General features: G+C 61.2%; 17 protein-coding genes. 9 read left to right on the top strand and 8 right to left on the bottom strand.

The genetic code is table 11. The features are described from left to right. Positions 1-145: 145 nt before the first annotated feature. The 3 genes from JO015_03775 to JO015_03765 are packed head-to-tail and all read right to left on the bottom strand — an operon-like array spanning position 146 to position 3,949. The gene (locus JO015_03775) at positions 146-2,749 is read right to left on the bottom strand and encodes a tetratricopeptide repeat protein (protein MBV9998213.1); all 2,604 of its coding nucleotides are present in this window, start codon (positions 2,747-2,749) and stop codon (positions 146-148) included. Beyond that, the gene (locus JO015_03770; GenBank protein ID MBV9998212.1) at positions 2,746-3,162 is read right to left on the bottom strand and encodes a biopolymer transporter ExbD; all 417 of its coding nucleotides are present in this window, start codon (positions 3,160-3,162) and stop codon (positions 2,746-2,748) included. Before JO015_03770 ends, JO015_03775 begins: the two co-directional genes overlap by 4 nt. A 34-nt stretch (positions 3,163-3,196) precedes the next feature. Then, the gene (locus JO015_03765) at positions 3,197-3,949 is read right to left on the bottom strand and encodes a MotA/TolQ/ExbB proton channel family protein (GenBank protein ID MBV9998211.1); all 753 of its coding nucleotides are present in this window, start codon (positions 3,947-3,949) and stop codon (positions 3,197-3,199) included. Between the two features lie 264 nt (positions 3,950-4,213). On the opposite strand from JO015_03765, the gene JO015_03760 reads away from it, so the two are divergent. From JO015_03760 to JO015_03750, 3 genes are all read left to right on the top strand, one after another. Next, a complete protein-coding gene (locus JO015_03760; GenBank protein ID MBV9998210.1) occupies positions 4,214-5,698 on the top strand; it encodes an excinuclease ABC subunit UvrC in 1,485 nt (494 codons plus the stop codon). Positions 5,699-5,955: 257 nt separating this feature from the next. Continuing rightward, positions 5,956-7,857: a penicillin-binding protein 2 gene (gene mrdA / locus JO015_03755; GenBank protein ID MBV9998209.1), complete on the top strand. Its 1,902-nt coding sequence runs from the start codon at positions 5,956-5,958 to the stop codon at positions 7,855-7,857. A 90-nt stretch (positions 7,858-7,947) separates the two neighbouring features. Next, complete coding sequence (locus JO015_03750; GenBank protein MBV9998208.1) at positions 7,948-8,871, top strand: FKBP-type peptidyl-prolyl cis-trans isomerase; 924 nt, start codon at positions 7,948-7,950, stop codon at positions 8,869-8,871. A 167-nt stretch (positions 8,872-9,038) separates the two neighbouring features. Here the strand turns inward: JO015_03750 and aspS are convergent, their stop codons facing one another. Together aspS and hisS are read right to left on the bottom strand one after the other, a co-directional pair. Next, positions 9,039-10,805 (bottom strand): aspartate--tRNA ligase, encoded by a 1,767-nt coding sequence (gene aspS, locus JO015_03745; protein ID MBV9998207.1) that lies wholly within the window; start codon positions 10,803-10,805, stop codon positions 9,039-9,041. Then, positions 10,783-12,054, bottom strand: a complete 1,272-nt coding sequence (gene hisS, locus JO015_03740) for a histidine--tRNA ligase (GenBank protein ID MBV9998206.1) — start codon at positions 12,052-12,054, stop codon at positions 10,783-10,785. Before hisS ends, aspS begins: the two co-directional genes overlap by 23 nt. Before the next feature lie 306 nt (positions 12,055-12,360). Between hisS and JO015_03735 the strand changes: the two genes are divergently transcribed. The 3 genes from JO015_03735 (at position 12,361) to pyk (ending at position 15,861) form a co-directional block, all read left to right on the top strand. After that, positions 12,361-13,611: an MFS transporter gene (locus JO015_03735; protein ID MBV9998205.1), complete on the top strand. Its 1,251-nt coding sequence runs from the start codon at positions 12,361-12,363 to the stop codon at positions 13,609-13,611. Between the two features lie 118 nt (positions 13,612-13,729). After that, positions 13,730-14,125, top strand: coding sequence for an ACT domain-containing protein (locus tag JO015_03730; GenBank protein MBV9998204.1), 396 nt, complete (start codon positions 13,730-13,732; stop codon positions 14,123-14,125). Between the two features lie 269 nt (positions 14,126-14,394). After that, positions 14,395-15,861: a pyruvate kinase gene (gene pyk / locus JO015_03725; GenBank protein ID MBV9998203.1), complete on the top strand. Its 1,467-nt coding sequence runs from the start codon at positions 14,395-14,397 to the stop codon at positions 15,859-15,861. A gap of 410 nt (positions 15,862-16,271) precedes the next feature. Here pyk and JO015_03720 read toward each other — a convergent pair whose 3' ends face one another. After that, positions 16,272-17,165: a TraB/GumN family protein gene (locus JO015_03720; protein ID MBV9998202.1), complete on the bottom strand. Its 894-nt coding sequence runs from the start codon at positions 17,163-17,165 to the stop codon at positions 16,272-16,274. A gap of 2 nt (positions 17,166-17,167) precedes the next feature. Next, positions 17,168-18,052: a CHASE3 domain-containing protein gene (locus JO015_03715; protein ID MBV9998201.1), complete on the bottom strand. Its 885-nt coding sequence runs from the start codon at positions 18,050-18,052 to the stop codon at positions 17,168-17,170. Positions 18,053-18,144: 92 nt separating this feature from the next. Here JO015_03715 and JO015_03710 point away from each other — a divergent pair, with 92 nt between their 5' ends. Beyond that, positions 18,145-18,789: a C39 family peptidase gene (locus JO015_03710; protein ID MBV9998200.1), complete on the top strand. Its 645-nt coding sequence runs from the start codon at positions 18,145-18,147 to the stop codon at positions 18,787-18,789. 318 nt (positions 18,790-19,107) lie between these two features. On the opposite strand, the gene JO015_03705 is transcribed toward JO015_03710, so the two are convergent. Next, a complete protein-coding gene (locus tag JO015_03705; GenBank protein MBV9998199.1) occupies positions 19,108-20,499 on the bottom strand; it encodes a sugar transferase in 1,392 nt (463 codons plus the stop codon). Positions 20,500-20,753: 254 nt separating this feature from the next. Here JO015_03705 and JO015_03700 point away from each other — a divergent pair, with 254 nt between their 5' ends. Both JO015_03700 and JO015_03695 read left to right on the top strand, forming a co-directional pair. After that, entirely contained in the window at positions 20,754-21,488 is a 735-nt protein-coding gene (locus tag JO015_03700; GenBank protein MBV9998198.1) for a YdcF family protein, read from the top strand. A 66-nt stretch (positions 21,489-21,554) separates the two neighbouring features. Continuing rightward, entirely contained in the window at positions 21,555-21,911 is a 357-nt protein-coding gene (locus JO015_03695) for an aspartate 1-decarboxylase (protein ID MBV9998197.1), read from the top strand. Positions 21,912-21,964: the final 53 nt, after the last annotated feature.

Raw genomic sequence — 21,964 nt, 5'->3', positions numbered from 1 at the left:
ACCCGCGTGAGGTATGGATGCCTTCCTCTGCGTGTTCTGCGGATGATTTAATCTTCTCGCCGTGTTCGCCGTGGCCCGCCGTGTTCGCCGTGTGAACTCTTACGTGGTGCCCGCCACACCCGCCGTGCCCGCCGTGTGACGGAACTCAGCTGGCTGAGGCCCGCATTTCGTAGGTAGGATAGCGATTCTTAAGTTCGGAAAGGGTCTTGGAGGCTTGATCCTGATTGCCGGCCTTCTGGAACGCCCGGTACGCAGCATCCAAGGCGTGGGGCGTGACCTCAGGGTCTTCATAGAGGACGGCCACGCTCAGGTAAGATTTGGCTGCCGTCTCATAATCGCCTTTGCTCGCGTCGATGTCTCCGATGAGCATGCGTGCGTCGGCATTCAGCCGGCCCTCCGGTTGCAGGCTCATCGCTTGTTCAGCCGATTTTGTCGCGGCATCCGCCTGAATCGCCCCAAGTTGCGCCCGGCCTAAGGCAAGAAAGCCCTGTGCCCGGTCGGCGGGATCGGTCGTGGCGGCGAGGTAAGCGTTAACCGCTTCAATGGCGTCGGAAAACTGTTTCTGCTCAATGTCGGACCGGCCCAGCATCAACCAGGTTGCCGCATCAAGCCTGCCGCGTTCATCGCTCTTGGCGATTAAACCGAGGTATTTGGCGGTGCCGGCGAAATTCCGCGCAGTATAAAACTGCCCGCCGACCCACCGGCAGCCGTCGGCCACGATCGAAACCCGTTTGAGGTCTCCCTGCGTGAAATTGTCGATTTCACGGGCTGCATCCTCAGGCCGGTTAAGCACCTGGTTGCAGAAAAGAAGCCTGAGCGCCACTTTTTCGGCGTAATCCCCGGGATTCAACTTGCGCGCCTCGTTCAGGGGCCCCATGGCATCGGCGTAGCGCTTTGCTTCGAATGCAGCCCAGCCAATCCAGTAATTTGCCTGAGCGGCACCGCTGCTGTGAGGGTATTCCTGCAGCAACTGGCGGAACGTGGCGCTCATCTGCAGGTAATCCTGTTGCTGGCCGAGCGTGAGCCCTTTCTCCAGCAAAGCCGTTTCCCGTTCAGGCGTCGTCCCGGGGTTGCCCTGGGAAATAATGACCTGGTTGAAGTCAGCAATGGCCGCCGCATAATTGCGCTCGCTCTGGTAGAGCAAGGCGCGTTTCAGCAGCGCCTTGGTGATCATCTTGTAATGGGGATACCGATTGATCAGAACAGAGAACGCCTCGATCGCCCCCGGCACATCGTTGACCTGGCTTAGGCTGTAGCCAGCCGCATAACAGCAATCAGCCCGGTAAGCGTCCGGCAGCGAGGACTGGCCAAGTTCCAGGTAGAGCGCCGCAGCCGCCTGGTATTTGTTCTGCTGGACGAGCGTTTGCGCTTTCAGCAGTTTGGCTTTATCGGCACGGTCGCGCGCAGGGTTGGTGGCGAGAAACGCATCGACTTCGGGTACGAGGTTCGGATCCTTGGTCACGTCGAGGGTGACCAGACGCTGGAAGCGGGCGTCGGCTGCTTCCGCCGCATCGGGGTAGCGGCGCAACAATTGGTTGTAGACCTCGAGCGCTTTCGGATACTTGCCAAGCTGCCGGTAGGAATTCGCCACCATCAGCAGCACCGTCGGGCGGGTCTCATCGCTTAGGGAAGATGCATTTCTGCTGAACGAGTCGAGGACCTGAGAGAACCGGTCCCCGTCGTATTGCAGCTTCATGAGTTCGAGCTGGGCGACCTGCTTCCACTTGCCCGGCGTGTTCAACGCAACTGCGTCCTTGAAATACTGTTCGGCTTTGTCGCGCTGTTTAAGGTCACTCGCGAGAATCCCGGCACGCGTGAGCGCCTCCGCCCGGACCACCGGTTTGACCGCTTCGCGCCCGAGTTGGTCGAAGCGGGCCAGGGCCCCAGGTTTTTCGTTGTTCTCCAAGGCCAGGTAAGCCAGGGAGAGGTTGGCGGCGTCGCGGTAAGGATTCTTGTCGTTGTTGCTGCGCACGACGTCCTCGTACACGCCGCGGGCATCGGCTTTCCGCCCCACCAGTTCGAGGCACTTGGCTTGATAATAGCGGGCCGTGACCTTGATCTCGGGCGCCTTGGCGTTGTCGTAGGCCTTGCCGAAGAGGGGAGCCGCTTCGAGATAATCTCTGCGGTCAAAGGCGCGCGTTGCAAGGCGAAAAGCGGCGCTGCCGACAAACTCACCCTGCCCGACCTCATCGATAAGGAGCCGGTAGGTGTTCAGTGCAGGAACCTCCTGGCCCAGCTTGGCGTAACATTCCGCCAGCCGGTACATGGCTGAGGCCCGATCGGCATCGGCTTCGAACTCTCCGAGGTATTTCTCGTACTCCGGGATCGCGAGATCGTACATCTTGCGGAGGTAGAGGCCATCGGCTATTCCGAGCTGCGTCTTGGCCGGATCGCCGGAATCGGCAGCGGCGCCGTTACCGGGCGCGAGACGGATCTCGTCATTATTATTCTGAACCTCCTTCGCCTTCACGTCAGGTTCGGCGACGGTGCCGGGCGAGGCGGGCGTCGGTTCAGGCTTAAGCGTCTTGACGGCGGCCGGATTAATATTCTGATCGAGAATGGAAGGGGCGCCGGCGTCGGGGATAACCGGCAGAGCGCGCGGTACGATGCCCGAGGCACGGGGCATGGATTGCACGGCTTCCGGCGTTTCCACCGGCAGGGCGCGCCGAACTTCCTGTGCCCCCAGAGGACCACTGCTTAGAAGGGATATCAGGGGCACGGCGGCCCATAGGTGAAGGCGACAGTTCATTGCTCTGGTTTCCCCGTGGCGAAAGCCACATTCCAAATGTCGGCCTGGCGGCAGATATCCAGCACTTCGACAATATGTTTGTAGTTGACGTTTTCATCCCCGCGCACAATCACGGCTTGGTCCGGATACAGCTGCGCCAGCTTTTTAAGCTGCTGGAGAAGCTGCGGCCCGGTTTTCGGCTGCCGGTTAACGACGATCGTACCATCTGCCCGGATGTTGATGACCACCTGCCCGACGTACGGCTGCGGCTCGTTTGCCTTTGAGGCGCTCGGCACCCTTACGTCAAGCTCGTTTTCCGTGAGAGCGAAATTCCAAGTTACGATAAAGAAGACCAGCACGACAAGCAGGATGTCGATCATCGGGGCGATCATGAACCCGAGGATCCTGGGCTCGGCGTAGCGTCGAAAGTTCATCCCGTGATGGTCGTCATGGTCTGCCGGCCGGCTTTCAGACTTCGCCGCCCTCGAGCACCCTGGATCGCTCTTGCCGGCGCTGCTGCTGGATGACGAGTGTATTGAGGATGTGGGAGCTCGCCGCCTCCAGATCGGATATCATGGACGCAACCCTGCCGCGGTAAAGTGAATAGAAGACCATGGCGACAATCCCGATGATAAGGCCCGCGGCTGTGGTCACCAGGGCCTGGGCGACACCGCCGGCGAGCAGCATCTGCCGGGGCTGGGAGGTGTTGTTGGCGAGCACGCCGAAGGAGTTGATGATGCCGACCACCGTGCCGAGCAGACCCAGCATCGGCGCCAGGGTGGCAATGTCGGCCAGGTAGGTGACGCGCCGGTTAAGATTGCTGGCCAGCCGTGCGCCTTCGGCCTCGGCCACCTCCCGGACCGCTGAAAGCGGTGCCGACGGGTTTTTGGTTGCAAAATCCAGGGTCTTCGAAGTGATGCGCGCCACCGCCTCCGAATGCCGGTTCGAGATCGCGATCAGGCCAAGGTAATCGCGCTTGCGCAGCAAGGCATCGGCGGTCTCCATGAACCGTCGGGACACGACCGTTCCGCGCCGCAGGCTGAACATGCAGACGAGGACCAGCGTCAGCGTGATGATCGACGCAACCAGCAGCGGGATCATAACCCAGCCGCCTGCCTGCATAAGCTTCAGCAGCGTCGCTTGCGGGCTTGCGGCAGGCGCTGGTGAACTTTCCGCCGCCTGCGCCAAAAGCGGATAAACCAGTAACGCAACAAAATTCATTCAGGACCGTGCATATTTAAAACCACTCCCCAGGGAGATGCAAACCAAACAACGAAGGCCTCCGCCGCGGCCGGCAGAGCGGGATCATCAAACTTAGACGGCGGCAGATCGCCGCTGAACTTTAGTCGCCCGCCGTGCGCCCGCCTCGCTGGACGGTAGGGACAGGCGCGGTTAGATTGGTTAATGGAGCCTGTGGTTCTGAATGAGAGGCCTGACCTGACCAAACGGCTGCATGAAGTTCCGCATAAGCCGGGCGTTTACCTCATGAAGGACCGGCTGAACCGCGTCATCTACGTCGGCAAAGCACGCGACCTGCGCAAACGCCTCGCCCAGCACTTTCTCCCATCAAACCAGCAGAAAGCCGATCTCAAGAATCGCGCCCTGTATGATTCGGTATGGGATTTCGAACTTCACGTGGTCCGCAACGAGCCTGAGGCGCTCCTGCTGGAAGGTAAGCTGATCAAGGAATATAGGCCGAAATACAATATCAGTTTCCGGGATGATAAGCGTTTTTTGCTCGTCAAGGTTAACCTGAACGATCCCATCCCCCGGTTCCAGCTTACCCGCTTCCGCCAGGATGACGGGTGCCGCTACTTTGGTCCCTTCGCGCATTCGGGGTCGCTCCGGAGTACCCTTAACTGGATGCGCAAGGAGTTCGGGCTGCGCTCCTGCCGGGTGGCTGAGCCGGGGGAAACTGACTACCGGCGCTGCCTGGACCACATCATCAAAAATTGTTCAGCGCCTTGTATCCGCAAGGTAAGCCTCGAAGAATACAAGGAACGAGTCCTGCGCGCCTGTGAGTTTCTTGACGGTCGCACCGCCGAATTGCTCAAGGAACTCGAGGAGGAGATGAGGAGCGCCGCGGCCAAGCTCGAGTTCGAGAAGGCGGCCGAACTCCGCAACATGCTTGAGGACCTGCGGCGGACCACGAAGCCGATGCGCCGTTTTACCCGCAAAACGCTTCCAAGCACGGTGGATCCGGCGGCCGACCTGAAGGCGCTGGCCGATGCCCTGCAACTGCCGGCGCCGCCGGCGCTCATGGAGTGCTTCGACATCTCGAACATCTCGACGACCCACATCGTGGCCTCCATGGTCTGCTTCCGGAACGGGGTCCCCGACAAACCCAATTACCGCCGGTACAGGATCCGGACCGTCGAGGGCCAGAACGACTTTGCCAGCATGGCCGAGGTCATCCGACGGCGTTACTCCCGGGTCCTAATGGAGGGACGCGCCGCCCGGCCGGACCTTGCCGAATATGACCAGGAACCGGTGGACGAGGCGCTCGCCCGGGTCGGGCGGAGCGACCATCAAGTGCGGTTGCCTGATCTGGTTATCGTCGATGGCGGCAAAGGACAGCTGAGCTCCGCCTGCCGCGAGATGGAACGGCTCGGGTTGGAAAATGTGCCCATCATCGGTCTGGCGAAAGAGTTTGAAGAGATTTATCGGCCGGGCCGTCCGGTTCCGTTGCAGCTCCCCGACGATTCCGGTGCGTTGCAGCTGCTCCAGCGGATTCGGGATGAGGCGCACCGTTTTGCCAACGGCTTTCACCAGTTGCTGATGAAACGGCGGATCAGCGAGAGCATCCTGGATGATTGCCCGGGCATTTCCACCACCCGGAAACAGAAACTACTTCAGCACTTCGGGTCCGTGGAGCGGCTCCGGAAAGCCTCGGCGGCTGAAATTGCCGCGGCGGCCGGCCTCAACGAGAGGCTCGCGGAAACGGTCGTGCACTTCCTAAGCCGGTCGTGAGAGCGGCTTGACAATGCCACAAATGCTACAAGCGGAAAAATGCCACAAATGACTGAGCCGCATTCAAGGCTCCGGGCAGGACACCGCAAATGCCGCAAGCCGAAAAATGCCGCGAATGGAGAAGCCATGGATTGATACCGGTCTTCGGTTTCCGCCAGTGGCGGGATTTTTCATGTCGGGGAATTTCCGGCATCTCAAATCCCCCGTGTGACAAAGTGGTTGCGTCGATTCGAAACCGGTGATGATTTAAGCGCTCCATGAGATGTCAGCTTGCCCGTTTTGCCTGGTTGCCGCTCGTGCTGGTCTTGCATTCCGGGTGTCTTGCAGCTGAGGGCAATGCGCCGGAGGCAGACGGCGCGACCACGCTGATCCCGAGCTGGGAAACGCAGCGCCGGGCTGCGGCGTACGTGTTGACCATCCCCGCGCCCCGCGGCCAGATCGTGGACCGGAACGGTGAAGCCTTTGCCGTTAATCGGGTAAGCTATAACCTGAGCGTTTCGTTCCCTACCCCCCTGACCTTCACCGATCCCCAGATCCGGGAGTTCGCCCGGAAGCAGGCGGAGGTGGCCCGGGCCCTGACCCGGCGGCCAATCAGCTTTTCCGATGAAGCCGTGGTCCAACATTACCGCAATCGCGGGGTGATTCCGTTCGACATCGCGACGGATCTGCCGGCAAATGAAGTCGAATCGCTGAAAAGTCGTCTGCCGAGCGAACTTATCCTGCGTCCGATTTACGTGCGCACGTACCCCCAGGGGGCGACGGCCGGTCACGTGATCGGGTATACGGGTAAAACCGGCCGGCTCAGCACTAAAACGATTCAGAATAACGAGCCGCTCTGGCCGGAAAGCGAGGGACGCGAAGGGCTCGAACAGACGTTCGATGACCAGTTGCACGGTAAACCGGGGCAGCTCGACCTGACGTTTGACCGGGATGGGCGCAAAACCGGCGAACGGATTACCATCGCCCCGGAGCCGGGTTACAACGTGGTGACTACGCTGGATCTGAAGATGCAACAACTCGCAGAGCGGATCCTCCAAAAGCGCGCGAAGCGGGGCGGGGCCATCGTGGTGCTGGACCCGAACAATGGTGACGTATTGGCCCTGGCTTCATGGCCGACCATCAATCCCAACGATTTTGTGCCGGCGATCTCCGAACAGAAATACGCCGCGTTGGATAAAGATCCGACCCTGCCGCTGCTTCCGCGGGCCTACCGGTCGGCTTACCCAGCCGGTTCTACTTTTAAAGTAATTATGGGGGTTGCAGCTTTTCAGAGCAATAAGCTCGATCCGGACGACGCGTTTGATTGTTCATCCGCGATGCAGATCGGCAACCTGATTTTTCATAACTGGCGCAAGAGCGACCAGGGTGACCTGACTTTCCCGGAGGCGCTCACGCAATCCTGCAACACGTGGTTCTACCAGCTCGGTTTGAAGCTGGGGGCCGACGTCATGGTGACCTGGGCGGAACGGCTCGGCCTGGGTAAACGAACGGGGTTGCTTCTGAACGGGGAGGCCGAGGGCAGGATCCCGACGAACGAGTACATGCAGGCCACCTACCATCGCCGGTTCGCGCCCGGCGATCTGGCGAACTTTTCGATCGGGCAAGGCGACATTCTGATCTCGCCGGTGCAGATGGCGCAGACGATGGCCACGATCGGCAACGGTGGAACGCTGTACCAGACGCGCATGGTGCGCCAGATCCAGACGGTCGACAATGAAGTCGTTTACAGCTATGCCCCCCGGGCCAAGGATATGCTGCGCCTGAGCCCGGTGACGATGCAGCAGATCCGGCAAGGGATGATCGGGGTGGTATCCGGCCGGGGCGGGACGGCGGGTTCGGCAGGCGTTGAAGGCGTCAAGGTTGCGGGCAAGACCGGCACCGCCCAGTGGGGGCCGAAAAGTAAGGAGCGCACCGCTGCGTGGTTTGCCGGGTTTGCGCCGGCGGAATCGCCCAAATACGCGTATGCAGCGATCTATGAAGGTGCGGTAGGCGAGGGTGTTCACGGCGGGACCGCCGCGGCGCCGATGATTGGAGAGCTCCTGCGCGAGCTCTTCAAAAATGACCCTAGCGTCAGGAAGGACAAGGAAAAAGCGAAAAAGCCGGAACGGGAAGAGCAGCCGGACGAGAATACGCCCGACACGATGGACGAGAGCGACTGAGGGATTGACGCCTTTGAAGCCGTGCGGGCTTGGTGAGGCCGATTTTCTGGTTGCGGCCTTAGCGCTTTGTGTGAATCTGGGCAAATGCTAATGAAATGGCTCCTTTTTGCCGCTTCGCTGTGCGTACTTCCAGCCTACGCGCAAGATCTCCAGCCGTCCGGTTCCCCGCAGGCTTCTTCGTCAGCGAGCGCGCCGTCCGCCTCCGCCGGTACCTCCACCCTGAAGGACGACAAGGACAAACTGAGCTACAGCCTGGGTGTAGACATCGCCCGCACGTTGCAGCGGCTTGACGTCGACCTTAACCAACAGGCTCTCGTTCAGGGACTCTCGGACATCCTGGCAAAGAGGTCTCCGGCGCTGAATGATCAGGAAATCCAGCAGACGCTGCAGGGCTTCCAGAAACAGCTGATTCAGAAGCAGCAGGCGGCGATGGCCAAGAAGCAGACCGAGATGAAGGATCTGGCCGAAAAAAACAAAGCCGAAGGGAAAAAGTTTCTGGACGAGAATGCGAAGAAGGCGGGGGTGAAGACGCTGCCGAGCGGCTTGCAGTACAAGGTGGAGAAAGACGGCAACGGCCCGAAGCCGAAGGATACGGACGTGGTTGAGACGAATTACCGCGGCACGTTGACGAACGGCCAGGAATTCGACAGCTCTGAAAAGAACGGGGGCCCGGTGAGTTTCCCCGTGAACGGGGTGATCAAGGGGTGGACGGAAGCGCTCAAGCTCATGCCGGTCGGTTCGAAGTGGAAGCTCTACATTCCTTCCGACCTGGCCTACGGTGATGAGGGTGCGGGCGACACGATCCAGCCGGGTTCGACCCTGGTGTTCGACGTGGAGCTTTTAGGTATCAAGAAGGAGGCGGCGGGTGCCGCTGCTGCTGGTGGTGCCGCGGCCGCTGCTGCCCAGCCGGGAGCCGGCGGGACGCCCGAAGCCGACAGCACGGGCGAGAACGAGGGCGCGGGAACGAACAAGGGTCCGGGCGCCGTCGGCAACCCGAGCCCCGGGAAGAAGTAGCGCGCTGGCGGCTCGCAAGAACGGGCCGGGGCCCGGGCTACAATCCTGGGCTTCGTTTCTTTGATCTTTGACCGTTTCGGGGTCAATGGGCGCGCGGGTCATCGTTACGCCCGTTCGCTCGCCCCGCCGGCACCCCGAAATTGAGCGGCATTGACCGCTGCTTGTCTCTACTGTGGTTTGCGGGCCTGGAGATGGAGTTCGCGAAGCTGGCGATCACTGACCGGGCTCGGCGCTTCCGTTAATAGGTCAAAACCACGGCTGTTTTTCGGAAAGGCGATCACGTCGCGGATGTTGGCGGTGTCCGTAATGAGCATCAGCAAACGGTCGATGCCCAAAGCGATGCCACCGTGCGGCGGTGCGCCGTACCGGAATGCTTCGAGCAAATGGCGGAACAGTTTTTGTTGCTGCTCGGGTGAAATGCCTAGTGCCGCGAACTGTTTTGCCTGCAGATCCCCCTCATGGATCCGGATGCTGCCCCCGCCGATCTCAACGCCATTAAGCACAACGTCGTAGGCTTCCGCGCGGACCTTGCCGTACTCACCGCGTTCCAGGAGCGGAATGTCCTCGGCTTTGGGCCGCGTAAACGGGTGGTGCATCGCGTTCCATTTGTTGTCCGCGGCATCATAGGCCATCAGCGGAAAATCGAGTACCCAAAGGAATTTGAGGTCAGCCGGATCGCGCTCCAGCGCGCAGAGTTCGGCGATGCGCAAGCGAATGCGCCCGAGAACCGTGCAGACCGTTTCCCATTGGCCGGCGCCGAACAGAATCAGATCGCCTTCCTCGATCGCCAGTTTCTCCTGCAAGGCTGCCTTTTCGAAATCGCTCAGGAACTTGGTGATCGGCGACTTCCACTCGCCGTTTTCGACCTTGATGAAGGCAAGGCCCCTGGCGCCGCTGGACTTGGCCAGTTCGGTGAGTTCGTCAATCTGGCCCGTGGTGACGCCGGCGAACCCTTTGGCGTTGATGGCCTTCACCACGCCTCCCTGGTCGAGTGCGCCCCGGAAAACCTTGAACTGGGAATCCCGGAATGTGTCGCTGAAATCGACCAGGTCGACGCCGAAGCGCATATCGGGCTTGTCGCTTCCGAAGCGGTCCATGGCCTCCCGATAGGTGAGCCGGAGGAATGGGACCGGCACGTTAATGCCGCGGGTTGCCCGGAAAATCTCGGCCAGAAGCCCTTCGACGAGCCGGATAACGTCCTCACGCTCGATGAACGAAGCTTCCAGGTCAATCTGGGTCAGTTCGGTGATGCGATCCGCACGCGGGTCCTCGTCACGGAAGCATTTGGCGATCTGATAATAACGCTCAATGCCGCCTACCATCAGGAGCTGTTTAAACTGCTGAGGTGATTGCGATAAAGCGTAGAACCGGCCGGGGTAAACGCGGCTCGGCACCAGGAATTCCCGGGCGCCCTCGGGGGTGCTTTTCGACAAAATGGGCGTTTCCACCTCGATGAAGCCGTGCCGGTCAAGGTACTCCCGCGTGACCCGGTTGAGGGTATGCCGCGTGCGCAGGTTTTGGAGCATGGCGGGACGCCGCAGGTCCAGGTAGCGGTAGGCCAGCCGCAGATCCTCGTTGCTGACGTGCGCGTCCAGGGGGAAGGGCAGGGGGGCGGCGCGGTTGAGGACGACGAGTTCGGACGCAACCACTTCGATTTCGCCCGTATCGAGTTTCGGGTTAACGGTCCCCGGGATTCGTTCCACCACCTTGCCGTGAACCTGGACGACGTCCTCATCGTGCACCGTGTGGGCCGCTTCCGCCACGCTCGCGTTTAATTCCGGGCGGAAAACGACCTGGGTCAGTCCTTCCCTGTCCCGGAGATCGATAAAGATCACGCCGCCATGGTCCCGGCGCGAGGCCACCCAGCCGGCCAGCGTCACTTGCCGGCCGATATCAGGCGATCGGAGTTCGTTACAGGTATGGGTGCGGTACATATGGGGGCGTCAGGCCAAGCTTTTGAGAAAGTTCCGGCAGCGACACGGTTTCCTCGACGCGGTCGGCGAGGCGTTTGATTTTGAGCGACGGCCATTCCTGGCCGACGACCAGCGCGTATTGTGCGCCGGCAGCTTCGGCCAGCTGAAATTGTTTGCCCACTTTCATCGGGTGCAGGCTGTAATCGGTGGCGCAGCCCTGGCTTCGCAGTTGCTCGACCAGCTTCAGGGCCTCGGCGCGCCGTTCTTCGGCGGCCACGATCACGAACGCCTGAAGCCGCGCCGCCCGCCGGTAGGCCTCGGCGCGGGTCCGGGCGTGCTCAACCTCCTCGATCAGATTGCCGAGAACCACGTCGCCGATGGCAAAACCGGCCGCCGGGAGATCGACGTCGCCGTCGCTGATGGTTTTGATAAGGCCGTCGTACCGGCCTCCCCCGGCCAGGGCCCGGTTTTGCCGGCTGCGGTCAAACACCTCGAAAACGAGACCGGTGTAGTAATCGAGGCCGCGCACGATGGTAAGGTCAACCTCAATGAACGGTTCCAACTCCCGGAGCTGCAGTTCCCGGAATAACTCTTCGAAGCCGGGCAGTTGGTCCGTCGGGGTGGCCACGAACCGTTTCACCTCCTCCAGGTTCAGCCCGAACGCGCCCAGTTTCTTTGACGTCGTGCCTTCTTCATCCCGTTCGAGCTTGTCGATGACGGCCAGAAATTCCGGCAGCCGCTCCGCCGGCATGCCGCGATCGGCGAGAAAGCGGGCCCAGAGTTCGCGGTTGTTGAGGCGAACGTAGAAATCATTTTGGGTCAGACCGAAAGAACGGAACAGCGCCACCGTAAGGGCGAGGAGTTCAGCATCCGCGGCCGGCGAGGCGTCGCCGATCAGGTCGCAATTGAGCTGGTAAAATTCGCGCAGCCGGCCCCGCTGCGCCTTCTCGAACCGGAAGAACGGCGCGATGCTGAACCATTTGATCGGTTTCCGGAAGTCGCGTTCCCGGGCCGCCACCAGCCGGGCCAGGGTGGGCGTCATTTCCGGCCGCATGCAGACATCACGCTCACCCGGGTCATCAAAGCGGAAGAGCTGCGTCTTCAGTTCCTCGCCGCTTTTTTTCCGGTAAAGGTCAGTCGGCTCAAGCGTGGGACCGTCATATTCCTGGAACCCGTAATTGCGCGCAACGCGGCGCCACGTTTCGAAAACGTAGTTTCGGAACGTGCATTCATTCGGGTAAAAGTCACGGAACCCTGGAAGCTTCTGCATGCCAAAGAGGGCTCACCATGCACTGCGACGAAGGATTTGCAACTCGAAGCCAGGGTGGGCCGGTGCCCGGGGCAAGCATTTTGGGAGTACCCGGATCCGGCTGCCGGGAATTACCGTCCCGCGTTTGCCAGCGGCGGGATTCCCGGGTTTAGTTGGCGGGTGCCCGGCAGTCCGGCACTCCCGATCTATGCGGCAGATTTTTTCGTTGCGCTCACCGCTTCCTGCCGGTAAGGCAGGCTGCGCAAGCCACCTTCCGGCCGTCGGGCCGGCCTGGGGTGCCGCGTTCAGGTGCGCCTGGCCGTCCTTATGAAGGCCGGCCCCCGCCCCGGTACCGGCGGTTGGGCTGCCTTCGCGGACCGCAACTTTGCGCTTTTCTGGAGCGCGCGTTTCCTGGGCGGCCTGGGTTGGCAGATGCAAACGGTTGCCATGGGCTGGCTCGTCTATTCGTTGTCCCACCGCCCGTTTGCGCTTGGCATCATCGGCCTGATGGGTTTTCTGCCCAGCGTCGCCTTGGCCCTGGTGACCGGCCACCTGGCTGACGTCATCGACCGGCGGAAGATCCTCCTTGCCTCTTACGGGGTGATGACGGGCTGCGCACTTGCGTTGATCAGTTTCACTGCACTGGGAATCGCCATAATCTGGCCGCTTTATGTTCTGGCCTTGCTGATCGGTTCAGCCAGGGCCTTCGCAAACCCTGCTTCTCAAGCTCTCCTCGCGAACCTTGTGCAGCCCGGCCGCCTCGGGAATGCGATCGCGTTAAGTTCCAGCGCCTGGCAACTGGCCAGCGTGGCCGGCCCGGCGTTGGGCGGTCTGCTCTATGCCTTCGGCGGTACGATGGTTTTCGGCGCCGTGGCCGCACTCTTTCTGGTGTGCCTGCTGCTCCTCGTGTTCCTCAGGACGCCGCGCCAGCAGGTGCCCCGGTCCCAGACCACCTGGAAGACGCTCGTCGCCGGGATCCATTACATCTGGGCGCGCCCGGTCATCTTCGGAGCGATCAGCCTTGACCTTTTCGCCGTGCTGTTCGGCGGGGCAACCGCTCTTTTGCCGATCTATGCGCGTGACCTTTATCATGCCGGCCCGTGGGGGCTGGGCCTCTTGCGGAGCATGCCCGCCCTGGGCGCACTCTTGATGGCCGGCATCATCGCCCACCGCCCGCTCGGACGCCGGACCGGCCTGCGCATGTTTCAAGCCGTGGCCGTCTTTGGGCTTGCCACGATCGGATTCGGCCTTTCACCTTCGCTGGCGTTTGCGCTGCCCTTCCTCTTTGTCCTCGGAGCCTCCGATATGGTGAGCGTGGTCATCCGCCAAACGCTGGTCCAGGCCGACACGCCCGACGCCATGCGCGGCCGGGTTGCCGCCGTGAATTCGGTGTTTATCGGCGCCTCAAATGAACTTGGAGAGTTTGAGTCGGGTACCGTCGCTGCCTTGATCGGGACGGTACCCTCCGTGGTGGCCGGCGGGCTCGGCACCCTCTTGGTGGTTGGGTTATGGATGCTCTGGTTCCCGGAATTGCGCCGCCGTGATCGTCTGGTCGAAACCGCGGAGGCGCGGGCTTGAGGCTCCGGCACCGGTCCCGGCCGATCGCCCGCCGGCTCCGCGCCTAAATTCCTGTTTGCGGTTTCGCAAATTTGCGCGAGGTTTTACATCCCACGCTAATACGGTCGATTACTCCGTTATGTCGCGCTCCAAGCTTACGGTTTCGATTTTACCTGAACACCTCGCCATCTGCCGCCTTGACGCCGGCGCTTCTGTCCCGGTATGGGCCGAAAAAGGAACGTTCGTTTCGATTACCCGTACCCGTGAGGACCTTACCGTAATCTGCCCCGAGGAATGTATCGCGCCGGAGATCGAGGCCAGCCGCGATTGGCGTGCTTTCCGGCTGCAGGGACCCTTTGACCTGAACCTGGTCGGTCTCCTGGTGTCGGTGGCTGCGCCGCTCGCCCAGGCAGGCGTCGGCATTTTGCCCATCGGCACCTACGATACCGATTACGTCCTTGTGCGCCAGACGCAGCTGGATGCGGCGATACGGGCCCTGAGATTCATCGGGATTGAGGTTCAGGACGCGGTCTGACCGGCAACGGCCTGCCCCGCCGGCTGTAACGGGTGACGGGAGATTCGTAGCCGGTACGCCCAGCGACAATCCGGCACCGGAAGCGGGCCCTGCGCCGTATCGCGTCAATTCCGCGTTTCGGCAACGGTGCCTCGCTGTTCCCCGCCGAACACCCGCTGCCGGTTGCAGGCCACGAGTCACCACGCACCTGCCAGGCGTTAACCTCATTCTTCAAAGAAGGTGTCGGTTCGCTCTTGTGGAGGTTTTCAGCATGAGCCACTGTGCCGCCGATGGCACGACCTGCGAAACGAACGAAAATTGTAGCGACAATCGGGCCCGCCAGCAACACCGAGGAGATGTTGCGACGCCTGATTGAGGCCGGGATGGACGTGGCGCGGTTAAACTTCTCCCACGGCCCGGCTGAACAGACGAGACCCCTCGTAGAAAGAATTCGTAAGGTGTCTCGAGAGATGGGCGTGTTTGTTGGTATCCTGGGTGACCTGCGCGGTCCGCGGATCCGAGTAGGCGAGATGCAGAATGGCGCGATCGAGTTGACGGTCGGCGGCCAGCTGGTTCTGACGTCCGAACCCGTCCTTGGTACGCCGGAGAAAGTGGCCGTCAGCTTCAAAGGATTGTCGCACGACGTTATTCCCGGGGCGGTGATCCTGCTGGATGACGGCAACATAGAATTGCACGTGCTTGAAATTCGCCCTAACCACGATGTGCTCTGTGAGGTCGCCCGTGGCGGAGAACTCAAGAGCAACAAGGGCGTGAATCTGAAGAACCGACTCGTCTCGCTTCCCTCACTGACCACCAAAGACTACATCGACCTCGACTTCGCGGTGACCGAGGGGTTCGATTTTCTGGCGCTCTCGTTTGTTCAGTCCGCTTCGGACGTGCGCCTCCTCAAGCAGGCGCTGGCTGAGCGGGGAGTCGAAGTCCCGGTGGTGGCGAAAATCGAGCGGCAAAACGCGCTGGAAGACATCGAAAATGTCGTAAAAGAGTCGTACGGCGTGATGGTGGCGCGAGGCGATCTGGCGCTGGAAATGAGTTTTGAAGACGTGCCGATTGCGCAGAAACGCATCATCGCCTCTTGCCGGCGCGTGGGTGTGCCGGTGATCACCGCCACGCAGATGCTGGAATCGATGATCACTTACCATAAGCCGACTCGGGCTGAGGCTGCGGACGTGGCAAATGCGATCCTGGACGGGACTGACGCTGTGATGCTGTCGGCCGAATCGGCGGTCGGAAAATTCCCGATTGAAGCGGTGTCGACGATGGCCACGATCGCCCTTCGTACCGAACAGGCCTGGATCAACGGCGAGTTGCCCGGACCCGCCGGCCTGGGCGAGAGCCCGGACCTGGATGCCGCGGTCGGGCAGGCGACGCAATTTATCGCGCGCTCGGTCTCGGCGCGCGCCATCGTTGCGGCCACCACCTCGGGCACAACCGCCCGCCGGGTGGCGTGCCATCGGCCCAGGATACCGGTCCTGGCCCTCTGCTCGAGTGAGGAGGCCTGCCGGCGTATGTCGTTGACCTGGGGGGTGCACCCGGTGCTGATGCCGCCCCTGACCTCTACGTCAGACCTGGTCAGGAAGAGCGCCGAAGCCGCCACCACGGTCTTGCACGCCAAAGGCGATGATGTTCTGGCGATCGCCGCCGGAACGCCTTACAACGCCCCGGGAAGAACCAACCTGATCAAGATCGAGAAGGTGTCCGAAGCGCTCCGGGCAGAGCCGGCGAGCCGGGACGAATAGGGAAAGTTCGGAGTGCGGGGTTCGGGGTTCGGAGCGGCAGAGAATGCCACAAATGCCACAAGCGGAAAAATGCCATAAATGAAGAAGTGGCGCCTAACGACTAACGGGTGTCGGCCACGAGCTTGGGGAAGAGTCGCCGACGTCAAGTCTGTATCTCTTCTCCCCGCCGTGGTCGCCGTGGCTCGCCGTGTGAACTCTTACGTCGTGCCCGCTACACCCGCTACGGCCGCCGTGTGACCTTAATCTGTGTCAATCTGTGTAATCTGTGGATGCTCTTTTCTTTGCTGCGTGTTCTGCGGATGATTCCGTCTTCCCGCCCGGTGAGCGTGACCCTCGGCGGTGATCGGACCCGGTTCTACGACGCCTCCGAACTCCGAGCTCCGAACTCCGAACTCCGAACCCGGCACCGGTCACATCTGCTGCACGTGGAAGCCGCGGCGGCGCAAGGTCTCGATCACGCCGTCGCTGCCGACCAGGTGCCCGGTGCCGACGACGACGAGCACGTTTTCCCGGCGGTGGGTAAAGCCTTCGATCTCCGGCAGCCATTTGGCGTTGCGATCGGCGAACAAGAGGCGAAACTCCCGCGGATCATTGCGCTCGTTCTGGTTCAATAATTGATCAAGCAGGTCAATCTGGCCGTTCTGCCATGCCGTGACCACCACGCGCAGCACGGCAGAATAGGCCGGCAACCCGGTCAGGGTCGACCGTAAATACTCCTCACTCTGACGGTCGGTAAAGCGGCTCAGAATCTCAGCCTGATCGCGGAGGGTTTCGAGTCCCTGGACCGCCTTGCGTCTGGCACGCGCCTGCCGGTAAAAGTATTCGTCGATGCCGAGGTCCGCATGGAAACCGACCGCTTCGATGTACCGCGAGCTTAACAGCTCAGCAAGGAACCACGGCCGGAAACGCTGCACGCTTTCCCACGAAATGCCCAGCTGAGGCAGTGTACGCCGCAGGATGGCGGCCGTACCCGGGGATACGTGTTCGGCGAGGGTCTCGCCGGGAGGATAGAACCCGGTGCGCTTGAATTCCTGGGTGACGTTCCGGGACGTAACGTTCCCGAGATTGATCTCGAAAACGACTCGCTGCGACTCATCGAAGGCCCGTTGCAAGGCGGGTTTCAGCGGGTAAGCGCTCCTGGGCAGCGTGTGAACCGACCCAAGGAGGTAAACGACGTTGTGCTCGCCTTGAATACGCCAAAGCGTGCTGCGGCTGCCCGATGAACTCCCAATGTCAGCGCAGCCGGCCAGACCAAGCAACAGCAGGCTGACGAACGCCGTAAGGACGAGGCGTGAAACGGGCAAGGCTAACCCCAACGCGTCGTCTGCCGCCCATCGTCGTGCTTCACCTCTGCCGCCCGGTCGCCGCGATGGTCGGAAACCGTGAGGTTCTTGCCAACGATACCCATCACCCCGTCAAACGCCTCCTCGGAAATTCCATGCGAAACTCTGACGCGAAACCGTTCCCAGAGGAATTCTTCCATGCGCATCCATCGTCCCTTATAATTCACGCGCTGGGTCCACGCGCAAATCGTAATGATGCCCTGCAACTGCTGGACGCGAAGCGCCAGGATGCCGGCCCCCACCACCACGCTCGCAGCCAGAAACAGTAATGCGGTAAACAGGTTTTCGCGGACCGTCATCTTGGTGCGAACGGCCTTTCGGCCCGCTGCGAGCACCTTTTGTTCCTCGTCGCCGATCACGTCCAGGGTTGCGCGGATGGAGCGCATTTTTTTCAGCCCGGCGTGCTCGTTGAAAAGCCGGACCGCGTCGTCCCGGCGGCGCGTCTCCACCAAGCCAATGAGCTGTTCCACGTCCGCAAACTTGTCGTGGATGGCGGTTCGCAGCTCCACCAGCCGTTGTGACTGCAGGAGGTCATCCTGCATCAATCGCTCCAGGTAAGGCAGCAGGATGAGGGACTGCAGACGCGCGTATCGGACATGCGTGAGGTAAAGGGGATCACCGGTCAGCAGGTATCCGCGTGCACCGCTTTCCGCTTCGTGCAGCGAGCGGCTCAGGTCGTTGACGCGTGCAATCACTTCGTTCGTACGGCGGAGTGCCTGCATCGCCCGCTCCTGATCGGCGCTCAGCTCCAACGACACAAGGTAAAAGACCCCTGCGACCACCAACGGTACGATGATCACTACGGCAAGTAGAACCTTGCGATTGTAATAGGAGGCGCTAAGGCTCATGAATCCGTATCGGTGAAAGTGGTAAGATCCACCGTAAGTCCGAGAGTAACACCAAAATTTTACACAGCAACTCCGCTGTTATAGAATTGGCGGTGGCCGGCGCACGACGGAGGTTTTGGTTTCGAATCATCGCGGGGTTAACGCTGATCGCGCTGTTCCTGTCTGCCCTGGGAGCGATCGGATCCTGGTATTACTTCGGGTTGCGGCGGGTCTCGGCTTCAGGGGGCCTTTACTTCATCAATCGGTATGAGTTGCCCGTGCGTCATTTCTGCCAAGCCGACCCGCGCTGGGCGGAGGAACCGCTCGGGCCGACCTCATCCTCTCTGGGCGCTGAGGGCTGCGCCGTGACCAGCGCCGCCATGGTCCTGGCTTATTATGGGGTGGAGGTTGATCCCGATCGGCTCAATCAGTTTTTGACCGCGCACGAAGGCTATACACCGCAGGGCTGGCTGTACTGGGAAAAGGCGGCTGCCGTCCAGCCGAAGCCGGTCGCTCACTATGAAGACCTGCCTTCTTACCACCTTATCGACGAGAACTTGTTGCGGAGAAATCCGGTGATTGTCCGGGTGCGTCTGGCCAGCGGGGTTACCCACTTTGTCGTGATCTCCGGCAAGCAAGGGTTCGATTACCTGATTCAGGATCCCGCCCAGCCGGATGAACGGACGGCTTACCCTTTGAAGGAACTGGTGTCCGAGGTCGACGCGTTGCGGTTCTACGAGCCGATCGGCGCCCGATGAGGAGTGGATGGAATGCTACAAATGCCACAAGCGGAAAAATGCCACAAATAGAAGCGGAAGCGTACCTGATTCGGGACCTCCCTCCCTGACACCACACGGCTGAGGAATCAAAAGATTCCACCGGCGTGGTAAAGCAGGATGCCACAGCTGGGGCGCCGGTCATCCATGGCGTCCATGCCGTTTTACCGCTTGTGGCATCCTCATCGTTGCAGGCGAACCAATGCCACGAGCCGAAGAACGCCAGGCAATCTACAAACCGAAATCGGTCATGCGTGGCATTTTTCCGCTTGTGGCATTTGTGGCGTTTCACTGGCCGCCCTACGTGGCTCCGTCGGCGAACAAGACCGCCGGCACGGTGTGCAGGAGGATGCGAACATCCAGCCAGATCGACCAGTTATCGATGTACTCAAGGTCGAGCTTCACCCAGGTTTCAAAGTCCCGGACTTTGTTGCGCCCGCTGATCTGCCAGAGGCAGGTCAACCCGGGTTTCACGCTCAAGCGCCGGCGCTGCGCCGTGTTGGCGAAGTTTTCAACCTCATAAGTCGGCAGCGGGCGCGGCCCCACGAGGCTCATGTGCCCGAGCAACACGTTCACCAATTGCGGGAGTTCGTCGATGCTGTACTTCCGCAGGATGCGCCCGAGCGGGGTGATGCGCGGGTCGTCATCGAGCTTGAAGACCGGGCCGCTCATCTGGTTGTACGCTTCCAGTTCGTGCCGTCGCTGCTCGGCATCCGAGTACATGGACCGGAATTTGTACATGCGGAACGGCCGCCCGTGTTTGCCGCAGCGTTCCTGCGAGAAGATGGCCGGGCCCGGGCTGGTCAGTTTTATCGCCAGGGCGGCGACAAGCAGGAGGGGAGCCAGCAGCACCAGACCCGCGAGCGCTCCGAGCAGGTCAATCGTGCGCTTGACCAGGAGCGTCCACGAGACATCGGGGGTCGAACGAAAGACCAGCATCGGTTGGGCGCCGAACGCGTCGAAGGCCGGTCGAGCAATCGACGTCCTGATAAAATCCGCCACCAGCCATGCTTCGACCCCTTCAACCTCGCAGGCGGCAATCGCTTCTTCGACCCTGCTGAGTTCGGCGCGGGAAGCGGAAAAGATCACCCGGCCGACGGAATGTTGATGCAAGGCCCGCACCAGGTTGGGAATGGGTTCGCGCGAGATGTCGATGGTCTCGACAATATCCACTTCCGCCATCATGTCTGTGCCGGCCCGGCGGGTAAATTGTTCAATTTCTTCCGTTGATCCCGCCAGCACCACCCGTTCCCGATACTGGCCTCGCCGGGCGCGGTTGCGCAGGTAAGCGATCCGGATTCGCTCCTTCAGAAGCAGGGCCACGGCGCTGATGCCGGTGAACAGGATCAACACGGAGCGGCTGCTGATCCTGAGTTTGAAAAGAATCGCGCACGCCCCGATAAGGACGCAAAGCCATAACAGGGCCTGCATGGCTTGGGAAAAGGTTCGTACGGCCGTTTTCCGGAGGGAAACGTTATAAAAACCCTGAAGGTCCAGGAGCAACGGCCCGAACGGGATGATCAGCACGACCAGCCAGAGGTATGCGGTGGTGGACTCCAGCGGGTCGAGGCTCGGGATCTGGGTACTTAGGAACTTCCGGAACGCGTACGCAAGGTAAAGGCATGCGACCAGGATGGCGGCGTCGATGAGCTGGTTAAGCTGCAGATTGATCTCCTGGCGCCGGCCGAGCATCGCCGGTTGCCGCCCGTCAGGGCGTGCCCTGCCCGGCGGGACGAGCAGCGGTGAGCGTACGCCCGATGATCCGTCGACACGCCCCGGGCCGGGCAACTGTGAGTTTACGGGAGCGGGCATTTTTTTCGGATGTGCAGGCGCGGCCTGTGCTTTGACGCCCTGCTGGGAACTCCGGGAACTGCGCATCGACATATCGGCAGCGAATCAACCGGAACGTTTAGCAGAACCCCGAACGGTCGCATACCTTAAAATCGATGCCGTCCGGTTTTGAAGCCTGGAATCCTGTGCATCTTTCCCCTAACGTTGCCGGCCATGCCCGGAAGAACGAGAACGCCATGAGCTTACGGAGTTTTCAGTCCTGGATCAACGGAGTTCTCCCGTGGGTGCCGGCGGGATTGGTCGTTTCGGGTGTTATCTTTGCCGGAACGGCAGTCTGGGCCCAGTACCTGGTGGGCAGCGCCGGCCGGGGCCGTCTCTATGATGACCTCGACGCGGTGCCCACGCGCGAGATCGGCCTCGTCCTGGGGACATCCCGGTTAGCCCCTTCCGGGCGGCCCAACCAATATTTCCGGGCACGCGTGGAGGCGGCCGCTGCCCTTTACCACGGCGGGAAGGTTCGCAAGTTGATCCTAAGCGGCAACGGTACCGAGCCGGACTGCAATGAGCCCGAAGACATGCGGCGTGCGCTGATGAATCGCGGGATTCCCGCCGAGGTGCTGCTCCTCGACCCCGCGGGGGTGCGCACCATTGACTCGATTCTGCGCGCCCGGACCGTGTTTTCAGCCCGCGAGTTAACCGTCATTTCGCAAAGGTTTCATAATGAACGAGCCCTCTTCCTGTGCCGCGCCTATGGAATTGACGCGATCGCGTTCGACGCCGATGCCGTGAGGAAAGTATCCGGGCACCGCGCCGAATTACGCGAGGTGCTCGCACGGTTGGTGGCCGTTTGGGAGGCGTGCATCGTGCGCCGGGATGGCCATGCGCAATGACCGGCCGTTTCGGTTTCGCACCGCCATCGACTTTTCAATGCGTCGATCCGCGCTACAATCAACGCTGTGCAATTTACGCTCCTGAAATCAAAGATCCACCGCGCTTGCGTCACCGCTGCCAACGTGAATTACGAGGGCAGCCTGACGATTTCGGCTGACTTGGCCGAGCGGGTAGGCCTGGAGGAGTACGAGCGAATTTTGGTCGGCAACATGGGTAACGGGGAGCGCTTCGAGACTTACGTCATCTACGGCGTTCGTGAACAAGGCCTCATCGAGTTAAACGGCGCGACCGCTTACCTGGGAAAGCCGGGTGACCGGCTCACGATCATGAGCTTCGGTCTTTTCACGACGGAAGAGGCGAGGACCCACCAGCCTCAGATTATCATCGTCAACGAGCGCAATCAGGTGGTGGGCCAGCACTGAGCCTGCATCCCTTACCCGGCCGTGCCGGTCACCGAGGGATTCGCGAGGGATGC

The sequence above is a fragment of the Verrucomicrobiota bacterium genome (assembly GCA_019247695.1).
Lineage (GTDB): Bacteria > Verrucomicrobiota > Verrucomicrobiia > Chthoniobacterales > JAFAMB01 > JAFBAP01.
This window is presented reverse-complemented; position numbering and strand designations above follow the sequence as displayed.